This is a genomic window from Lentilactobacillus parafarraginis DSM 18390 = JCM 14109 (genome assembly GCF_001435895.1).
Classification (GTDB): Bacteria; Bacillota; Bacilli; order Lactobacillales; family Lactobacillaceae; genus Lentilactobacillus; species Lentilactobacillus parafarraginis.
In genome coordinates this window covers 78,473-95,314 of record NZ_AZFZ01000001.1, presented here as the reverse complement: position 1 = coordinate 95,314, position 16,842 = coordinate 78,473, and the positions used below count along the sequence as shown (strand labels likewise).

Annotated in this window: 25 protein-coding genes; 24 read left to right on the top strand and 1 reads right to left on the bottom strand. The window is 42.9% G+C overall.

What is annotated here, in order from left to right; translation table 11 throughout:
• The first annotated feature begins 13 nt into the window (after positions 1-13).
• A complete protein-coding gene (gene rpoC / locus FD47_RS00510) occupies positions 14-3,685 on the top strand; it encodes a DNA-directed RNA polymerase subunit beta' (RefSeq protein WP_008211793.1) in 3,672 nt (1,223 codons plus the stop codon).
• Positions 3,686-3,787: 102 nt separating this feature from the next.
• Here the strand turns inward: rpoC and FD47_RS00505 are convergent, their stop codons facing one another.
• Positions 3,788-4,489 carry a prepilin peptidase gene (locus tag FD47_RS00505; RefSeq protein WP_054732078.1) on the bottom strand — a complete coding sequence of 234 codons (702 nt, stop codon included), beginning with the start codon at positions 4,487-4,489 and terminating at the stop codon, positions 3,788-3,790.
• Positions 4,490-4,723: 234 nt separating this feature from the next.
• Here FD47_RS00505 and rpsL point away from each other — a divergent pair, with 234 nt between their 5' ends.
• The 23 genes from rpsL (at position 4,724) to rpmD (ending at position 16,835) form a co-directional block, all read left to right on the top strand.
• On the top strand, positions 4,724-5,137 hold the full coding sequence (rpsL, locus tag FD47_RS00500; protein ID WP_003559489.1) for a 30S ribosomal protein S12: 414 nt from the start codon (positions 4,724-4,726) through the stop codon (positions 5,135-5,137).
• A 56-nt stretch (positions 5,138-5,193) separates the two neighbouring features.
• Complete coding sequence (gene rpsG / locus FD47_RS00495; protein WP_008211797.1) at positions 5,194-5,664, top strand: 30S ribosomal protein S7; 471 nt, start codon at positions 5,194-5,196, stop codon at positions 5,662-5,664.
• A 74-nt stretch (positions 5,665-5,738) separates the two neighbouring features.
• Positions 5,739-7,835 (top strand): elongation factor G, encoded by a 2,097-nt coding sequence (gene fusA / locus FD47_RS00490; protein WP_054732081.1) that lies wholly within the window; start codon positions 5,739-5,741, stop codon positions 7,833-7,835.
• A gap of 306 nt (positions 7,836-8,141) precedes the next feature.
• Positions 8,142-8,450, top strand: coding sequence for a 30S ribosomal protein S10 (rpsJ, locus tag FD47_RS00485; protein WP_035444678.1), 309 nt, complete (start codon positions 8,142-8,144; stop codon positions 8,448-8,450).
• Positions 8,451-8,477: 27 nt separating this feature from the next.
• On the top strand, positions 8,478-9,113 hold the full coding sequence (gene rplC / locus FD47_RS00480; RefSeq protein ID WP_054732083.1) for a 50S ribosomal protein L3: 636 nt from the start codon (positions 8,478-8,480) through the stop codon (positions 9,111-9,113).
• Positions 9,114-9,130: 17 nt separating this feature from the next.
• Positions 9,131-9,754, top strand: a complete 624-nt coding sequence (gene rplD, locus FD47_RS00475) for a 50S ribosomal protein L4 (protein WP_008211806.1) — start codon at positions 9,131-9,133, stop codon at positions 9,752-9,754.
• A complete protein-coding gene (gene rplW / locus FD47_RS00470; RefSeq protein WP_008211807.1) occupies positions 9,754-10,044 on the top strand; it encodes a 50S ribosomal protein L23 in 291 nt (96 codons plus the stop codon). The genes rplD and rplW overlap by 1 nt, the downstream gene beginning before the upstream one ends.
• Positions 10,045-10,070: 26 nt before the next feature.
• A complete protein-coding gene (gene rplB / locus FD47_RS00465; protein ID WP_040537651.1) occupies positions 10,071-10,910 on the top strand; it encodes a 50S ribosomal protein L2 in 840 nt (279 codons plus the stop codon).
• A gap of 44 nt (positions 10,911-10,954) precedes the next feature.
• Positions 10,955-11,230 (top strand): 30S ribosomal protein S19, encoded by a 276-nt coding sequence (gene rpsS / locus FD47_RS00460; protein WP_008211809.1) that lies wholly within the window; start codon positions 10,955-10,957, stop codon positions 11,228-11,230.
• A 16-nt stretch (positions 11,231-11,246) separates the two neighbouring features.
• Positions 11,247-11,603 (top strand): 50S ribosomal protein L22, encoded by a 357-nt coding sequence (gene rplV / locus FD47_RS00455; RefSeq protein WP_008211812.1) that lies wholly within the window; start codon positions 11,247-11,249, stop codon positions 11,601-11,603.
• Between the two features lie 3 nt (positions 11,604-11,606).
• Complete coding sequence (gene rpsC / locus FD47_RS00450; RefSeq protein ID WP_056979907.1) at positions 11,607-12,272, top strand: 30S ribosomal protein S3; 666 nt, start codon at positions 11,607-11,609, stop codon at positions 12,270-12,272.
• 2 nt (positions 12,273-12,274) lie between these two features.
• Positions 12,275-12,709 carry a 50S ribosomal protein L16 gene (rplP, locus tag FD47_RS00445; RefSeq protein WP_008211816.1) on the top strand — a complete coding sequence of 145 codons (435 nt, stop codon included), beginning with the start codon at positions 12,275-12,277 and terminating at the stop codon, positions 12,707-12,709.
• Positions 12,699-12,893 (top strand): 50S ribosomal protein L29, encoded by a 195-nt coding sequence (rpmC, locus tag FD47_RS00440; RefSeq protein WP_008211818.1) that lies wholly within the window; start codon positions 12,699-12,701, stop codon positions 12,891-12,893. The genes rplP and rpmC overlap by 11 nt, the downstream gene beginning before the upstream one ends.
• A 24-nt stretch (positions 12,894-12,917) precedes the next feature.
• Positions 12,918-13,184: a 30S ribosomal protein S17 gene (gene rpsQ, locus FD47_RS00435; protein ID WP_008211820.1), complete on the top strand. Its 267-nt coding sequence runs from the start codon at positions 12,918-12,920 to the stop codon at positions 13,182-13,184.
• A gap of 58 nt (positions 13,185-13,242) precedes the next feature.
• Positions 13,243-13,611: a 50S ribosomal protein L14 gene (rplN, locus tag FD47_RS00430; RefSeq protein WP_003635661.1), complete on the top strand. Its 369-nt coding sequence runs from the start codon at positions 13,243-13,245 to the stop codon at positions 13,609-13,611.
• Positions 13,612-13,639: 28 nt separating this feature from the next.
• On the top strand, positions 13,640-13,948 hold the full coding sequence (rplX, locus tag FD47_RS00425) for a 50S ribosomal protein L24 (protein ID WP_008211826.1): 309 nt from the start codon (positions 13,640-13,642) through the stop codon (positions 13,946-13,948).
• Between the two features lie 30 nt (positions 13,949-13,978).
• Positions 13,979-14,521, top strand: a complete 543-nt coding sequence (gene rplE / locus FD47_RS00420; RefSeq protein WP_008211828.1) for a 50S ribosomal protein L5 — start codon at positions 13,979-13,981, stop codon at positions 14,519-14,521.
• 16 nt (positions 14,522-14,537) lie between these two features.
• Positions 14,538-14,723 carry a type Z 30S ribosomal protein S14 gene (locus tag FD47_RS14935; protein WP_081467886.1) on the top strand — a complete coding sequence of 62 codons (186 nt, stop codon included), beginning with the start codon at positions 14,538-14,540 and terminating at the stop codon, positions 14,721-14,723.
• Positions 14,724-14,751: 28 nt separating this feature from the next.
• Positions 14,752-15,150: a 30S ribosomal protein S8 gene (gene rpsH, locus FD47_RS00415; protein WP_040537652.1), complete on the top strand. Its 399-nt coding sequence runs from the start codon at positions 14,752-14,754 to the stop codon at positions 15,148-15,150.
• Between the two features lie 29 nt (positions 15,151-15,179).
• Positions 15,180-15,719 (top strand): 50S ribosomal protein L6, encoded by a 540-nt coding sequence (gene rplF / locus FD47_RS00410; RefSeq protein WP_054732087.1) that lies wholly within the window; start codon positions 15,180-15,182, stop codon positions 15,717-15,719.
• A gap of 34 nt (positions 15,720-15,753) precedes the next feature.
• Complete coding sequence (rplR, locus tag FD47_RS00405; RefSeq protein ID WP_040537653.1) at positions 15,754-16,110, top strand: 50S ribosomal protein L18; 357 nt, start codon at positions 15,754-15,756, stop codon at positions 16,108-16,110.
• A 21-nt stretch (positions 16,111-16,131) separates the two neighbouring features.
• Positions 16,132-16,635: a 30S ribosomal protein S5 gene (gene rpsE, locus FD47_RS00400; RefSeq protein WP_008211832.1), complete on the top strand. Its 504-nt coding sequence runs from the start codon at positions 16,132-16,134 to the stop codon at positions 16,633-16,635.
• A gap of 14 nt (positions 16,636-16,649) precedes the next feature.
• Positions 16,650-16,835 carry a 50S ribosomal protein L30 gene (gene rpmD / locus FD47_RS00395; protein ID WP_008211833.1) on the top strand — a complete coding sequence of 62 codons (186 nt, stop codon included), beginning with the start codon at positions 16,650-16,652 and terminating at the stop codon, positions 16,833-16,835.
• Positions 16,836-16,842: the final 7 nt, after the last annotated feature.

The window sequence follows — 16,842 nt, the reverse complement described above, 5'->3', positions numbered from 1 at the left end:
GGAGGTCAAACTAGTGGTCGATGTTAATAAATTCGAAAGTATGCAGATTGGGCTAGCCTCTCCCGACAAGATTCGTAGTTGGTCATACGGCGAAGTAAAGAAGCCGGAAACGATTAACTACCGGACATTAAAGCCTGAAAAAGACGGCCTGTTCGACGAACGAATTTTTGGCCCAACCAAAGATTGGGAATGTGCCTGTGGCAAGTACAAGCGGATCCGTTACAAGGGAATCGTTTGTGATCGCTGTGGTGTTGAAGTAACGCGGTCCAAGGTTCGTCGTGAACGAATGGGCCACATTGAATTAGCTGCCCCAGTGACTCACATTTGGTACTTTAAGGGAATTCCAAGTCGAATGGGCTTGGTTCTCGACATGAGTCCACGGGCCCTTGAAGAGATTATCTACTTTGCTTCTTATGTTGTAACCGATTCTGGTAATACACCATTGGAAAAGAAGCAGTTGCTCTCAGAACGGGAATATCGTGAAAAGAAGACCGAATATGGGCCTCGTTTTGAAGCTCAAATCGGTGCTGAAGCAATTAAGACGTTATTAAAAGACGTTGATGTTCAAAAAGAAGTTACTGAATTAAAGGACGAATTGAAGAACGCAACCGGTCAAAAACGGACCCGGGCCGTTCGTCGTCTGGATATTCTGGAAGCCTTCGTTCAGTCAGGTAACAAATTATCATGGATGGTACTGGATACCATTCCGGTTATCCCACCTGATTTGCGCCCAATGGTTCAGTTGGAAGGTGGCCGATTTGCCACTTCTGATTTGAATGATTTATATCGGCGGGTAATCAACCGTAATAATCGGTTGAAACGACTGCTTGACCTTAATGCCCCTGGCATCATCGTTCAAAATGAAAAGCGGATGCTTCAAGAAGCTGTCGACGCATTAATTGATAATGGTCGTCGTGGTCGTCCGGTTGCCGGTCCTGGTAACCGCCCATTGAAGTCACTGTCACACATGCTTAAAGGTAAGCAGGGACGGTTCCGTCAAAACTTACTTGGTAAGCGGGTTGACTACTCTGGTCGTTCAGTTATCGATGTTGGGCCAAGTCTGAAGATGAACCAAATGGGACTTCCAGTTCCAATGGCAATGGAATTATTTAAGCCGTTTATCATGAAGGAATTGGTTGGCCGCAAGTTGGCTTCCAACATTAAGAACGCTAAGCGCAAGATTGAACGTCAAGATGATGATGTCTTTAGTGTTCTTGAAGATGTCATTAAGGAACACCCAGTTCTGTTGAACCGGGCCCCAACACTTCACCGTTTGGGAATTCAAGCTTTCGAGCCCGTGCTTGTAAGTGGTAAGTCGATGCGTTTGCACCCACTTGTTTGTGAAGCTTACAATGCCGATTTCGATGGTGACCAAATGGCCATTCACGTGCCACTGTCTGATGAAGCTCAAGCCGAATCACGTCTTTTAATGCTCGCTGCTGGTCACATCCTGGCACCTAAGGATGGAAAACCAGTTGTAACACCATCACAGGATATGGTTATTGGTAACTATTACTTGACGATGGAAGAAAAGGGCCGTGAAGGTGAAGGAATGATCTTCAATTCACCTGACGAAGTTAATTTGGCATACCGGAACGGGATTGTGCACTGGCATTCAAGAATTGGGATCAAGGCTTCAGCCTATCCTGAAAAGTCATTTACTAAGGAACAAGCCGGCAAAATTTTGGTAACTTCCGTTGGTAAAGTGATCTTCAATAAGATTCTGCCAAAGGATTTCCCTTACATTAACGAACCAACCGATACAAATATTAATGGGTTCGTTGATGATAAGTACTTCCTTGAACCCGGCGAAGACATCCATGAACATTTGGCAAATGCAGAACTTGTTCCCCCATTCAAAAAGGGCTTCTTGAGTGACATCATTGCCCAAGTTTATAAGATTTATAAAGTAACTGAAACCTCATTCTTCCTGGATCGAATGAAAGATCTGGGCTACGATGAATCAACTAAGTCAGGCCTGACGGTGGGAATTTCCGATATCACCGAATTACCTGACAAACAAAAGATCATCGATGAGGCCCACAAAAAAGTTGAAATGGTTACCAAGCAATTCCGCCGTGGTTTGATTACCGATCATGAACGTTATGAACGGGTTATCGGCGTTTGGAACGATGCCAAGGATGACATTCAAAAGCGTTTGATGGCCGCTCAGAGTCCCCAGAACCCAATCTATATGATGAGTGATTCTGGTGCTCGTGGGAACATTTCTAACTTTACCCAGCTTGCTGGGATGCGTGGTCTGATGGCCGCTCCTAACGGTGAAATCATGGAATTGCCGATCACATCGAACTTCCGTGAAGGCCTATCTGTTTTGGAAATGTTCATTTCAACCCATGGTGCCCGTAAAGGAATGACTGATACGGCGCTTAAGACTGCCAACTCAGGTTACCTGACCCGTCGATTGGTTGATGTTGCCCAGGATGTGATTGTTCGTGAAAAGGATTGTGGAACCGATCGTGGTTTGACAATCAGCGCGATTACTGAAGGTAACGAAATGATCGAACCATTGTATGATCGGATTGTCGGTCGTTACGCACAGAAATCAGTTAAGAATCCGAAGACTGGCGAAGTGATTGTGCCAGCTCAGACGATGATTAATGAAGATCAGGCGCAAAAGATTGATCAACTTGGCATTAAACAAGTTACGATTCGCTCAGCATTTACTTGCAATACCGTTCATGGGGTTTGTGAGAAGTGTTATGGTCGTAACATGGCTACCGGCGACGAAGTTGAAGTTGGTGAAGCTGTTGGAACGGTCGCTGCTCAATCAATCGGTGAACCAGGTACTCAGCTAACCATGCGGAACTTCCATACCGGTGGTGTTGCCGGTAACGCTGATATTACCCAAGGACTTCCTCGAGTTCAAGAAATTTTTGAAGCCCGGAATCCAAAAGGTAAAGCTGAAATTAGTGAAGTTACTGGAACTGTTCAATCAATTGAAGAGAATCCAGCTGAGAGAACTAAGGAAATCACCATCAAAGGTGAGGCCGATACAAGAACTTATACGGTTCCGATTACCGCTCGGATGCGCGTTGGCGAAGGTGACTTTATTCACCGAGGCTCAGCTCTGAACGAAGGGTCTGTTGATCCAAAGGAATTGTTGAAGGTTCGCGATGTTCTTTCAACCGAAAACTATCTTCTCCACGAAGTTCAAAAAGTTTACCGGATGCAAGGTGTGGAAGTGGCTGATAAGCATGTGGAAATCATGATTCGTCAGATGCTTCGTAAAGTTCGCATTATGGATCCTGGTGATACCGATGTTCTTCCAGGAACATTGATGGATATTAATGACTTCAGAAATAGCAATGGTGACACCGTTATTTCTGGTGGCATTCCGGCAACTGCGCGACCAGTTCTTCTCGGAATTACCAAGGCTGCCCTTGAAACGAATAGTTTCTTGTCAGCTGCGTCATTCCAGGAAACTACTCGAGTATTGACGGATGCTGCTATTCGCGGCAAGAATGATCCATTAGTTGGTTTGAAGGAAAATGTTATCATTGGTAAATTGATCCCTGCAGGTACTGGGATGCCAAATTACCGTGGTATCAAGCCAGAAGAAATTGGCGGTTCTTCAACTGATGGGGTTTATTCAATCAGCGAACTTGAAGAAAAAATGAAGGCTGAGGATGCTCAAAAGAGCCAATCAACCAATCCAGCAAAATAACATTAACTGATGGATCATCATTTTAACTGGTGAACATCAACTGTTAAAAGAAGACCCCTGTCAATTTGGCAGGGGCCTTCTTCGTACATAAATGACCGATGATTAGGGAAACTGTGAGATTAGGGGAACTAAATAGGTGCCAAAGTGAAGCATTATGATATAGGCAGCTGTAATGAATGGTACGAAGGGAATTTTGTTGTCAGCTGGCCAGGGAGCAACAATTAGGTACCCTAAAGCAATCACGCAGGAAATGCACAGAATCCAGAGTAAATGAGCTATGGATAGGGGCAGCCATAAACAGAAGAAAATGTCGATATCCCCATTACCAAGAAATGTTTGCCAACGGTTAATGAGTTGAATAACAGCGTAGCAGCCAATCGCAATTAATAATTGCGGCAAGGTGTGCTGATGGCAGATAACGCAAACGACGAAGAGCAATATTAAGCCTGCCGAGGGTACCTGCTTGCGTTTTATGTCGAAAAGACTAAGATAAATCAAAATGAGAACGGTTGCTAATGACAGAAAGTTTGGGAGTGAAACGGCTTGGACGACGAATATCGTTCCGACTAGCAGCTCAGCGATAAACGAAGCCTTGGCAATTGATGCGTGGCAGAATCGACACTTTCCTCGTAAACTCAAGTAACCGAGGACGGGAATCAGGTCGCGAACCTGGAGCTGCTTTTGACAGCTGTCACAATGTGATCGGGGAAAAATAATTGATTCCCCACGGAGTTGACGGGTGACTATGGCGGTGATAAAGGAGCCAAAGCTGGCCCCTAACATAAATTCAATTATTATCAGCATATTTTTTACCTCTGTTAGAGATATACGAAATTAAATTCTTTTTTCTTGAATGATTGACACATCTGCTTAGTCATGATAAATTAGAGAAGGTGCTTTTTGTGACAGATTCCTGAAATCTCAGACATGCTGACTGTTTAAGACAAAAAGTGTTTGGCGGAACACATTTCTTTTTACATAAAAAAGAACCGCCTGGATGTGTGGACTTAAAACAAAATACGAAAGGAGTACTTTTAGATGCCTACAATTAATCAATTGGTCCGTAAAGGACGTCATTCTAGAAGTTCAAAATCAAAGTCACCAGCTTTAAACTATGCTTACAATAGTTATAAGAAGAAGCAAGTCGTTGTACCTGCCCCTCAAAAACGAGGCGTTGCAACCCGTGTCGGAACTATGACACCAAAGAAGCCTAACTCAGCTTTACGTAAATATGCCCGTGTTCGGTTATCCAACTTAATCGAAGTAACTGCTTATATCCCTGGGATTGGCCACAACTTGCAAGAGCATAGTGTTGTATTAATCCGTGGTGGTCGTGTTAAGGATTTACCTGGTGTTCGTTATCACGTTATTCGTGGTGCTCTTGATACAGCCGGTGTAACCGATCGTCGTCAAGGTCGTTCTAAGTACGGTACTAAGAAGCCTAAAGAATAATTTAAATCACTTAATCTAAATTTTCGTTTTTATAGAAAAATGAGGAGGATAACGAAATGCCTAGAAAAGGAAATGTTCAAAAGCGGGAAGTACTTCCCGATCCTATGTACAATTCAAAACTGGTCACTCGTTTAATCAACCGCTTAATGTTGGATGGTAAACGAGGAACCGCATCAGAAATTTTATATGGTGCATTTGATCTTATTAAAGAAGAAACTGGTAACGAACCAGTTGACGTGTTCGAAGAGGCAATGAAGAACGTTATGCCCGTTCTTGAAGTTAAGGCTCGCCGTGTTGGTGGTTCTAACTATCAAGTTCCAATCGAAGTTCGTCCTGATCGTCGGACAACCTTGGGCTTACGTTGGCTTGTTAACTACGCACGCTTGCGTGGCGAACACACCATGACTGAACGTCTTGCGCGTGAAATTATGGATGCTGCCAATAATACTGGTGCAGCCGTTAAGAAGCGTGAAGATACTCACAGAATGGCTGAAGCCAACCGAGCATTTGCTCACTATCGTTGGTAATATAATATTTGTTTTAAGCTTCAATTAAAAAGTGGCTTATGGCCACTTTTTATGCGAATGGAAGGAGTAACACAATGGCTAACAAACGAGAATTTCCGCTAGAAAAAACTCGTAATATCGGGATTATGGCCCATATCGATGCTGGTAAAACAACAACGACCGAACGGATCCTGTACTATACCGGTAAAATTCACAAAATTGGTGAAACCCATGATGGGGCCTCACAAATGGACTGGATGCCACAAGAACAAGAACGTGGTATTACGATCACTTCTGCCGCTACTACTGCACAGTGGAAGGATCACCGGATTAACATTATCGATACCCCAGGACACGTGGACTTCACTGTTGAAGTTGAACGGTCATTGCGGGTTTTGGATGGTGCGATCGCTGTTCTTGATGCCCAAGCTGGTGTTGAACCTCAAACCGAAACTGTTTGGCGTCAAGCCTCAGATTACGACGTTCCACGGATTGTTTTTGTTAACAAGATGGATAAAATTGGTGCCAACTTTGATTTCTCCGTTGGCTCAATCCAAGATCGCTTGAACGCTAAGCCACTTGCTATTCAGATGCCAATTGGTGCCGAAGATAATTTTGAAGGGGTTATTGACCTCGTTGAAATGAAGGCCGATCTTTATGATGAAGATCAATTGGGAACTGAATGGGATACGGTTGACGTTCCTGATGATTATAAAGAAGAAGCCGCTAAGCGTCGGGATCAGATGATTGAAGCCCTTGCCGATGTCGATGATGACATTATGGACAAGTACCTTGAAGGCGAAGAAATTCCTAAGGCCGAAATCAAAGCTGCCATTCGTAAAGCAACCTTGAACTTGGAACTCTTCCCTGTATTAGCTGGTTCAGCCTTTAAGAACAAGGGTGTTCAGATGCTGATGGATGCCGTTATTGATTACTTACCATCACCACTTGATGTTAAGCCATATAACGCAACTGATCCTGAAACTGGTGAGAAAATCGAATTGAAGGCTAACGATGACGCAAGTTTCGCTGCCCTTGCATTTAAAGTGGCAACCGATCCATTCGTTGGTCGTTTGACTTACATTCGAGTTTACTCAGGTACCTTGGAATCCGGTTCATATATTCTGAACGCAACCAAGGACAAACGTGAGCGGGTTGGTCGTCTGCTGCAAATGCATTCGAATCACCGTCAGGAAATTCCAGAAGTCTTCTCAGGTGATATTGCTGCTGCGATTGGCCTGAAGAACACGACTACTGGTGATTCCTTAACCGATGTTGATCGGCCACTTCACTTGGAATCAATGGAATTCCCAGACCCAGTTATTCAGGTTGCCGTGGAACCAAAGACCAAGGCTGATCAAGACAAGATGAACGAAGCTTTGCAAAAGCTTTCTGAAGAAGATCCAACTTTCAAGGCTGAAACCAACCCTGAAACTGGTGAAACTTTGATCGCCGGAATGGGCGAATTGCATTTGGATATCATCATCGACCGAATGAGACGTGAATTCCACGTTGATGCCACTGTTGGTGCCCCACAAGTTTCATATCGTGAAGCATTTACGAAGAAGACTTCTGCACAAGGGAAGTTTGTTCGTCAGTCTGGTGGTAAAGGTCAATATGGTGATGTTTGGATCGAATTCTCACCTAACGAAGAAGGTAAGGGATTCGAATTCGAAGATGCCATTGTTGGTGGGGTTGTTCCTCGTGAATTTATCCCAGCTGTTGAACAAGGCTTGAAAGAATCATTGGCTAACGGTGTGCTTGCCGGTTACCCATTGGTTGATTTGAAAGCTAAGTTGTACGATGGTAGTTATCACGAAGTCGATTCGAGTGAAGCCGCATTTAAGGTTGCCGCATCATTGGCTCTCCGGAATGCTGCTAAGACGGCTGATCCAGTTATCCTTGAACCAATCATGAAGGTTGATATCAACGTTCCTGAAGAATACATGGGTGACATTATGGGTCAAGTTACCGCTCGTCGTGGACGGGTTGACGGTATGGAAAGCCGAAGCGGCGCCGAAGTTATTCATTCATATGTGCCATTGGCAGAAATGTTTGGATATGCAACGACTCTTCGTTCAGCTTCTCAAGGCCGTGGTACTTTCACCATGACATTTGATCATTACGAGCCAGTACCAAAGAGTATTCAGGCTGAAATTATCAAGAAAAATGGTGGTAACGCACCAGAATAAAAATTATTTTGGAGAGATCAGTTGCGGCTGATCTCTTTTTTTGGAAAAAATCTGTCATCGTGGTTAAGATCATTTGAACATCACAGAAATATTACAAAATAAAATTATTGCCCGTTAGGCTTGTTTTAACGGGCATTTTTTAGTACACTAGTTGAGTACTGTTTTTAGGGATAGCTTTGTCCTTAAAACTGTAAAGGTAAGCTTTGATGTGAAAGGTTGCGACACACCCGGATGCTTTGCCATGGGTTTGGCGGTAATTTTCACGGAGTTAGTCTTATTTTTAAAATAGACGAAGGAGGGAACACAATGGCAAAACAAAAAATTCGTATCCGTTTGAAGGCATACGAGCATCGGATCTTAGATCAATCAGCAGATAAGATTGTTGCAACGGCACAAAGAACTGGGGCTACTATTTCAGGTCCAATTCCGTTGCCTACTGAGCGGACAATCTATACTGTTCTTGCTTCACCACATAAGTTTAAGGATGCGCGTGAGCAATTTGAAATTTTGACTCATAAACGTTTAATCGATATTTTGAATCCAACACCAAAGACGGTTGACTCATTAATGAAGCTCGACCTGCCTAGTGGCGTTGACATTGAAATCAAACTTTAATTAATACAATATATTGGAGGTGTACTCATGACCAGAAAAGGAATCTTAGGAAAAAAGGTTGGAATGACGCAAGTCTTTACTGACAACGGCGAGTTAGTACCCGTAACTGTTGTTGAAGTAACCCCTAACGTTATCATGCAGGTTAAGACCGTTGAAAACGACGGTTACGATGCTGTTCAGTTGGGTTATGATGACAAGCGTACTGTGCTTACTAACAAGCCAGAACAAGGTCATGCAAAGAAAGCAAATACGACCCCTAAGCGCTTCATTAAGGAAATCAAGGATGTTGAGCTGGGGGATTATAAAGTATCTGAGGAAGTTAAGACAGATATCTTTAAACCAGGAGACATCGTTGATGTAACTGGAACTACAAAAGGTCATGGATACCAAGGTAACATTCATAAGGATGGCCAATCACGTGGACCAGAAACTCACGGTTCTCGTTATCACCGTCGTCCAGGTTCATTAGGTGTTATTATTAACCGGGTTGTCCCAGGTATGAAGTTACCAGGACGCATGGGTAATAAGACCGTTACAATTCAAAATCTTGAAGTTGTTAGCACCGATGTTGACAATAACGTTATTTTGATCAAAGGTAACGTTCCAGGCGCAAACAAATCATTTATTACGATTCAATCAGCCGTTCGCGGCGCAAACAAGTAGAAGGGAGGCAACTATAGATGACTGACGTAGCATTATTTAAACAAGATGGTAGTCAAAACGGAACAGTTTCATTAAATGATAGCATTTTTGGAATTGAACCAAACAATAACGTCGTTTTCGATGCAGTTGTTATGCAGCGGGCATCACGGCGTCAAGGAACTCACTCAGTTAAGAACCGTTCAGCAGTCCGTGGCGGTGGTAAAAAACCATGGCGTCAAAAGGGTACTGGTCGCGCTCGTCAAGGTTCTATCCGGTCACCACAGTGGCGTGGCGGTGGAATTGTCTTTGGACCAACTCCACGTTCATACGCTTATCATTTACCTAAGAAGGTATCCCGTTTGGCTCTTAAGTCAGTACTTTCTGAAAAAGTTTCAGACGGTAAATTCGTTGTTGTCGATGCTTTGGAATTTGACGCACCGAAGACTAAGGAATTTGCAACATTACTCGATAAATTAAATGTTTCTACTAAAACATTAGTAGTTTTGGAAGATGGTAACGAAAAGGCGTCACTTTCTGCTCGTAACCTCGAAAATGTTAAAGTTGTATCGGCTGACGGTATCAACACATTGGACATTGCGGATCATGACAAAGTTATCATTACAAAAGCTGCTCTTTCTCAGGTAGAGGAGGTGCTCGCATAATGGAATCACGTGATGTTATTTTACGCCCAGTTATTACTGAAGACTCAACCAGCCGGATGGACGACAAATCATACACATTCGATGTTGATTTACGAGCAACTAAGACTCAAGTTAAAAAAGCAATTGAAGATATCTTCGATGTCAAAGTTGTTCGGGTGAACATTATGAACGTTCGTGGCAAGTTAAAGCGCCAGGGTCGTTATGCCGGATACACAAAGAAACGTCGCAAGGCAATTGTAACCTTGTCAGAAGATTCAAAAGAAATCCAATTATTTGGTGAAGAATCATAATTTTTAAATAGTAGGAGGGAAACGTTGTGGCTATAAAAACATATAAGCCTACCAGTAATGGTCGTCGTAATATGACCAGCTTGGACTACAGTTCAATTACTAAGAGCAAGCCTGAGAAGTCATTACTCGAATCAAAAAGCCATACTGCCGGCCGGAATAACAATGGTCGGATGACTGTTCGCCATCGTGGCGGCGGTAACAAGAATCAATACCGTGTGATCGATTTCAAACGGATCAAGGATAATGTTCCAGCAACTGTAAAGGCAATCGAATACGATCCAAACCGGACTGCTAACATTGCACTTATCGTGTATGTGGATGGCGTAAAGTCATATATCATTGCACCTAAGGGCTTGAAGGTTGGAGATCAGGTTGAATCCGGAACAGATGCCGATATTAAGGTGGGTAACACGTTACCGCTTGCTAACATTCCCGTTGGTTCAATTATTCATAACATCGAATTGAAGCCAGGTAAGGGTGGGCAATTAGCTCGTTCTGCCGGTGCCTCAGCTCAATTGTTGGGCCGTGATGGTAAGTACGCCTTAGTTCGTTTGTCATCAGGTGAAACCCGGATGATCTTAGCAACTAACCGTGCCACTATCGGCTCAGTTGGTAATGAAGAACATGAACTTGTTAATGTTGGTAAAGCTGGCCGAACTCGTTACAAGGGTCAACGTCCACATGTTCGTGGTTCTGTAATGAACCCTAACGATCACCCTCATGGTGGTGGTGAAGGTAAAGCGCCAGTTGGTTTACCATCTCCATTGTCACCTTGGGGCAAGAAGACCGTTGGTAAGAAGACCCGTTCTAAGAAAGCACGTTCAAACAAATTTATTGTGCGTCGTCGTAAGGGATCGAAGATGTAAAAAAACATATGTCATTAGTTGGCATATGAAGAGGAGGTTTCAAAATGAGTCGTAGTTTAAAAAAGGGACCATTCGCCGATGAGTACTTGCTTAAAAAGGTAGACGCTCAGAAGGATCAAGATAAAAAGTCCGTTATTAAAACATGGTCACGTCGCTCAACAATTTTCCCTAGCTTTATTGGTTACACGTTCGCCGTTTATGACGGTCGTAAACACGTACCAGTTTATGTTCAGGAAGATATGGTAGGTCATAAGCTTGGTGAATTTGTACCAACTCGGACTTTCCATGGTCATGGTACCGACGATAAGAAGACTGTCTAAACAAGGAGGATAACAAATGGCTGAACAAGTTACATCAGCAACAGCAACTGCTAAAACTGTTCGTATTGCCGCTCGTAAGGTCCGACTTGTAGTCGATCTTATCCGGGGTAAGAACGTTGCCGAAGCTGCCGCCATCCTGGATTTCACACCCCGCGGTGCTTCTCCAGTAGTTTCTAAAGTACTTAAATCTGCTGTTGCAAACGCAGAAAACAATTTCGATTTAGATTCTGAAAATCTTTTTGTTAGCGACGCATACGTTAATGAAGGCCCAACCTTGAAGCGTTTCCGTCCTCGTGCAAAGGGATCTGCATCACCAATCAACAAACGCACAAGTCACATCACAATTGTTGTGTCAGAAAAAGAGGAGGGATAACGCGTGGGTAATAAAATAAATCCTAATGGTTTACGAGTTGGAATCATTCGCGACTGGGAAGCTAAGTGGTATGCTGGCAAAGATTATGCTGCATATTTACGTGAAGATTTACAGATTCGTAAGTACATTTCAAAACGTCTTGCAAGTGCATCCGTTTCAACTGTTGAAATCGAACGTGCCGCAAATCGCGTTAACATTTCAATTCATACTGCCAAGCCAGGAATGGTAATTGGTAAGGGTGGATCCGAAGTTGAAAACCTTCGTAAGGAATTAAACGACCTTACTGGCAAACGGGTTCATATCAATATTATTGAAATTAAGAAGCCTGATCTTGATGCAAAGCTTGTTGGCGAGAATATTGCTCGTCAATTGGAAGGCCGAGTTGCTTTCCGTCGGGCAATGCGTCAATCAATGCAACGGACAATGCGTGCTGGTGCTAAGGGAATTAAAACCCAAGTCGCTGGCCGGTTGAACGGTGCAGATATGGCTCGAGTTGAATCATATTCTGATGGAACTGTTCCTTTGCATACTTTACGAGCAGATATTGACTACGCTTGGGTAGAAGCCTTTACAACATACGGTTCAATCGGTGTTAAGACTTGGATCTATCGTGGTGAAATTCTTCCTGAAAAGCCAAAGAACAGTAAAGCTGACAAAGGAGGCAAATAAACATGTTAGTACCTAAACGTGTTAAGCATCGTCGTGAACATCGTGGTAAGTTGCGTGGCAACGCCAAGGGTGGTACAACGGTGACTTTCGGTGAATACGGTTTACAATCTCTAGATTCACATTGGATTACCAACCGTCAGATCGAAGCATGTCGTGTTGCGATGACCCGTTATATGAAGCGTGGCGGAAGAGTTTGGATTAAAATCTTCCCACACAAGTCATATACTGAAAAAGGTGTCGGAGTTCGAATGGGTAATGGTAAAGGAACACCAGCAGGCTGGGTATCACCAGTTAAGCGTGGCAAGGTTTTATTTGAAATCGGCGGTGTTTCTAAAGAAGTTGCTGAAGAAGCATTACGGCTTGCCTCTAACAAACTTCCTGTTCGTACCCGGATTATAAAACGTGAGGAAGTAGGTGGCGAATCAAATGAAGGCTAAAGATATTAATGAATTAACCACTGCTCAAATGATTGATAAAGAAAAAGATTACAAAGACGAATTATTCAATCTTCGTTTCCAACTAGCCACTGGTCAATTGGAAAATACTGCACGCTTAAAACAAGTTCGTAAGAACATTGCGCGTATCAAGACTGCACTTCGTCAACAAGAACTCAATAAATAGAATACGGTAAGGGAGGTATAATTAATGGCTGAAGAACGTAACCAGCGTAAGGTTTATCAGGGACGCGTTGTTTCTGACAAGAGTGACAAGACAATTACTGTTGAAATTTCAACTTATAAAACTCATGCACGATACGGTAAGCGTGTTCGCTACTCAAAGAAATTAACGGCTCATGATGAGAATAATGAAGCTAAAACAGGCGATCTTGTTCAGATTATGGAAACACGTCCATTATCGAAGACAAAGCGTTTTCGTTTGATTAAGATTGTTGAAAAAGCAGTTATTATTTAACTTACTTAATTATCATTATTATCGTATTCTGATCCATTGACGAAGGGAGGATATACCTGTGATTCAACAAGAAAGTCGATTAAAAGTTGCCGACAACTCAGGTGCAAGAGAATTGCTTACTATTAAGGTTTTAGGTGGCTCAACTAGAAGGTATGCCGGAATCGGTGATACTATCGTTGCTACGGTTAAACAAGCAACACCAGGTGGCGTTGTCAAAAAGGGTGACGTTGTTAAGGCCGTTATTGTGCGTACTAAGTCAGTTACTCGTCGTACTGATGGCTCATACATTCGCTTTGACGAAAATGCTGCTGTATTGGTGCGTGATGACAAGAGCCCACAAGGCACTCGTATCTTTGGCCCGGTTGCTCGTGAACTACGAGATAACAACTTCATGAAGATCGTTTCATTAGCCCCAGAAGTATTGTAAAACAACCAGGAAATAAGGAGGTGCCAACATGTTCGTTAAAACTGGTGACAAAGTCCGTGTTATTAGTGGTAAGGACAAAGGAAAAGAAGGAACTGTCAAAAAGACGATTTCTTCAAAGGATCGTGTGATTGTCGAAGGTGTCAACAAAGTTAAGAAGCACACTAAGGCAACTTCAACAAATCCAAACGGTGGAATTGTTGATGCAGAAGCACCAATCCACGTTTCAAATGTCATGCTAATCGATCCATCAACCAACGAACCAACTCGTGTTGGGATTAAGGTTGAGGACGGTAAAAAAATTCGTTACTCAAAGAAATCGCAAAAAGCGATCGATTAATTCCAATTAGGAAGGGAGGATAACTTTTAAATGACAACTCGTTTACGTGAACAATTTGCTAGCAAAATTGTGCCTCATATGATGGACAAATTCAGCTACAAATCAGTTATGCAAGCTCCAAAAATTGATAAAATCGTTCTGAATATGGGTGTTGGTGACGCTGTTACCAATGCTAAGAATTTGGACGAAGCCGTTTCAGAATTGGCTTTGATCTCTGGCCAGAAGCCATTGGTAACCAAAGCAAAGAAGTCGATTGCCGGTTTCAGATTACGGGAAGGCATGTCAATCGGTGCCAAGGTAACCCTTCGCGGCGATAGAATGTATGATTTCTTGGATAAATTAATTAATGTTTCACTACCTCGTGTTCGTGATTTCCACGGTGTTAGTGCCCGGGCTTTTGATGGTCGTGGTAACTATACTCTTGGCGTTCGTGAACAATTGATTTTCCCGGAAATTAACTATGATAATGTTAACCGTGTTCGCGGTCTTGACATTGTAATCGTAACTACTGCAAATACCGATGAAGAATCACATGAGCTATTGGCTCAATTCGGTATGCCATTTGCAAAATAATTGAGGAGGTTTCACATTGGCTAAAAAATCATTAATCGTAAAAAGTGAACGCCCAGCAAAGTTCTCAACGCAGAACTATACACGTTGTGAGCGTTGTGGACGACCTCGTTCAGTTTACAAGAAATTCCACTTGTGCCGTCTTTGCATCCGTGAACTTGCCCATAATGGTCAGATTCCTGGTATGAAGAAAGCTAGTTGGTAATCATTACAAATAAGGAGGTTGTTCGCTGATGTCTATGACTGATCCCATTGCAGACTTTTTAACTCGCATTCGTAATGCCAACATGGTTTATCACGAAACAGTTGAAGTTCCTGCATCGAAAATCAAACGCGACATCGCTGAAATTTTGAAGCGTGAAGGCTTCGTTCGCGATGTTGAATACATTGAAGATGACAAGCAAGGCGTTATCCGTGTTTTTCTTAAATATGGCAAGGATAAGCAACGTGTCATTTCAGGCTTGAAACGTATTTCTAAGCCAGGTTTGCGTTCGTATGTTAAAGCTGATGCAGTTCCTAAGGTTCTTAATGGTCTTGGAATTGCGATTATTTCTACATCCAATGGTGTTATTACTGATAAACAAGCCCGGGCTGAAAAGCTTGGTGGCGAAGTATTAGCATACGTTTGGTAAAAAATTCAAAGTAATTGGAGGTGTAATCCGTGAGTCGAATTGGTTATAAAACAGTTGTCCTGCCAAAGGGCGTTGAAGTATCAACTGATGGAAACAAAGTAACTGTTAAAGGGTCAAAGGGTTCATTAACGCGTGAATTCGTTTCTGAGATCAAAATGACCGTTAAGGACAATGAAGTTAACTTCGAACCAGTTGTGAATTACAACAACAAAGTTCGCGCACTTCATGGGACCATGCGTGCCAACCTTAACAACATGGTTGAGGGTGTAACGGATGGTTTCAAGAAAACCTTGAAATTAGTCGGTGTTGGATATCGTGCCGCACTGAAGGGAAAAACATTAACCCTTAGTGTTGGTTATTCAAACCCCGTTGACATGACAGTTCCAGAAGATATCACCGTTGAAGTTCCTGATAACACAACCATTCATATTAGTGGTATCAGTAAACAACATGTCGGCGATTTTGCTGCATCTGTTCGTGCCGTGCGTTCACCTGAACCATATAAAGGTAAAGGGATTCGTTACGAGAACGAACATATTATTCGTAAGGAAGGTAAGACTGGTAAGTAAACTACCAGCTTAATAAATTATTGAGGTGACTATTGTGATTTCTAAACCAGATAAGAATAAGAGTCGGAAACGTCGTCATAACCGTGTCCGTAATAAAATTTCTGGTACTGCCGAGTGCCCACGCTTGAACGTATTCCGTTCTAATAAAAACATCTACGCTCAGATCATTGATGACGTAGAGGGTGTAACGCTTGTTAGTGCCTCAACACTTGATTCTGCGATCAGTGATGGTAACAAGACTGAGCAAGCAGCTGGTGTTGGTAAATTAGTAGCCGAACGTGCTAGCGAAAAGAACATTAAGAAAGTTGTTTTTGATCGTGGTGGATATCTCTATCATGGTCGTGTTCAAGCTCTTGCTGATGCTGCTCGTAAAAGTGGACTAGAATTTTAATAAAAGGAGGAATAACCGCACATGAAGAAGTTTATTGATCCTGATAAATTAGAGCTCGAAGACAACGTCGTATCGATCAACCGGATTACTAAAGTTGTTAAAGGTGGACGTCGTCTTCGTTTCGCCGCTTTAGTTGTTGTTGGCGATAAGCACGGCCATGTTGGTTTTGGAACTGGTAAAGCTCAAGAAGTTCCTGAAGCAATTCGTAAAGCTGTTGAAGCAGCTCGTAAGAACTTGATTGAGGTTCCGATTGTTGGTACAACCATTCCTCATCAAGTACTTGGAACTTACGGTGGCGGCCGGATTATGTTGAAGCCTGCCGAAGAAGGTTCTGGAGTAGCAGCCGGTGGTGCTGTTCGTTCCGTGATGGAACTTGCAGGTATCGACGATGTTACAAGTAAGCGATTGGGCTCTAACACGCCTGTCAACGTTATCCGTGCGACATTTGCCGGATTGGTAGCGCTGAAGAGTGCTGAAGAAGTTTCAGCTTTACGTGGCGTATCAACCCAACATTTAGCTGAATAAGGAGGGTGTTTTAAATGGCTCAATTGAAAATTACGTTAAAACGTAGTGTAACTCACCGCCTCCCAAATCAACGTAAAATTGTGAAGGCACTTGGCTTAGGTCGAGTTAATAGCACGGTTGTTAAACCGGACAACGAATCAATTCGCGGCGCTTTATTCAAAATCGCTCACTTGATTGACGTTGAACAGATTAAAGACTAATAAATTC

Coding starts and splice junctions, on each gene's coding strand:
- rpsS (WP_008211809.1), top strand. CDS start 10,955: ATGAGTCGTAGTTTAAAAAAGGGACCATTCGCCGATGAGTACTTGCTT.
- rpsL (WP_003559489.1), top strand. CDS start 4,724: ATGCCTACAATTAATCAATTGGTCCGTAAAGGACGTCATTCTAGAAGT.
- rpsG (WP_008211797.1), top strand. CDS start 5,194: ATGCCTAGAAAAGGAAATGTTCAAAAGCGGGAAGTACTTCCCGATCCT.
- rpmC (WP_008211818.1), top strand. CDS start 12,699: ATGAAGGCTAAAGATATTAATGAATTAACCACTGCTCAAATGATTGAT.
- FD47_RS00505 (WP_054732078.1), bottom strand. CDS start 4,489: ATGCTGATAATAATTGAATTTATGTTAGGGGCCAGCTTTGGCTCCTTT.
- rpsE (WP_008211832.1), top strand. CDS start 16,132: ATGAAGAAGTTTATTGATCCTGATAAATTAGAGCTCGAAGACAACGTC.
- rplX (WP_008211826.1), top strand. CDS start 13,640: ATGTTCGTTAAAACTGGTGACAAAGTCCGTGTTATTAGTGGTAAGGAC.
- rpsQ (WP_008211820.1), top strand. CDS start 12,918: ATGGCTGAAGAACGTAACCAGCGTAAGGTTTATCAGGGACGCGTTGTT.
- rpsJ (WP_035444678.1), top strand. CDS start 8,142: ATGGCAAAACAAAAAATTCGTATCCGTTTGAAGGCATACGAGCATCGG.
- rplP (WP_008211816.1), top strand. CDS start 12,275: ATGTTAGTACCTAAACGTGTTAAGCATCGTCGTGAACATCGTGGTAAG.
- rplD (WP_008211806.1), top strand. CDS start 9,131: ATGACTGACGTAGCATTATTTAAACAAGATGGTAGTCAAAACGGAACA.
- rplE (WP_008211828.1), top strand. CDS start 13,979: ATGACAACTCGTTTACGTGAACAATTTGCTAGCAAAATTGTGCCTCAT.
- rplC (WP_054732083.1), top strand. CDS start 8,478: ATGACCAGAAAAGGAATCTTAGGAAAAAAGGTTGGAATGACGCAAGTC.
- rplW (WP_008211807.1), top strand. CDS start 9,754: ATGGAATCACGTGATGTTATTTTACGCCCAGTTATTACTGAAGACTCA.
- rpmD (WP_008211833.1), top strand. CDS start 16,650: ATGGCTCAATTGAAAATTACGTTAAAACGTAGTGTAACTCACCGCCTC.
- rpsH (WP_040537652.1), top strand. CDS start 14,752: ATGTCTATGACTGATCCCATTGCAGACTTTTTAACTCGCATTCGTAAT.
- rplV (WP_008211812.1), top strand. CDS start 11,247: ATGGCTGAACAAGTTACATCAGCAACAGCAACTGCTAAAACTGTTCGT.
- fusA (WP_054732081.1), top strand. CDS start 5,739: ATGGCTAACAAACGAGAATTTCCGCTAGAAAAAACTCGTAATATCGGG.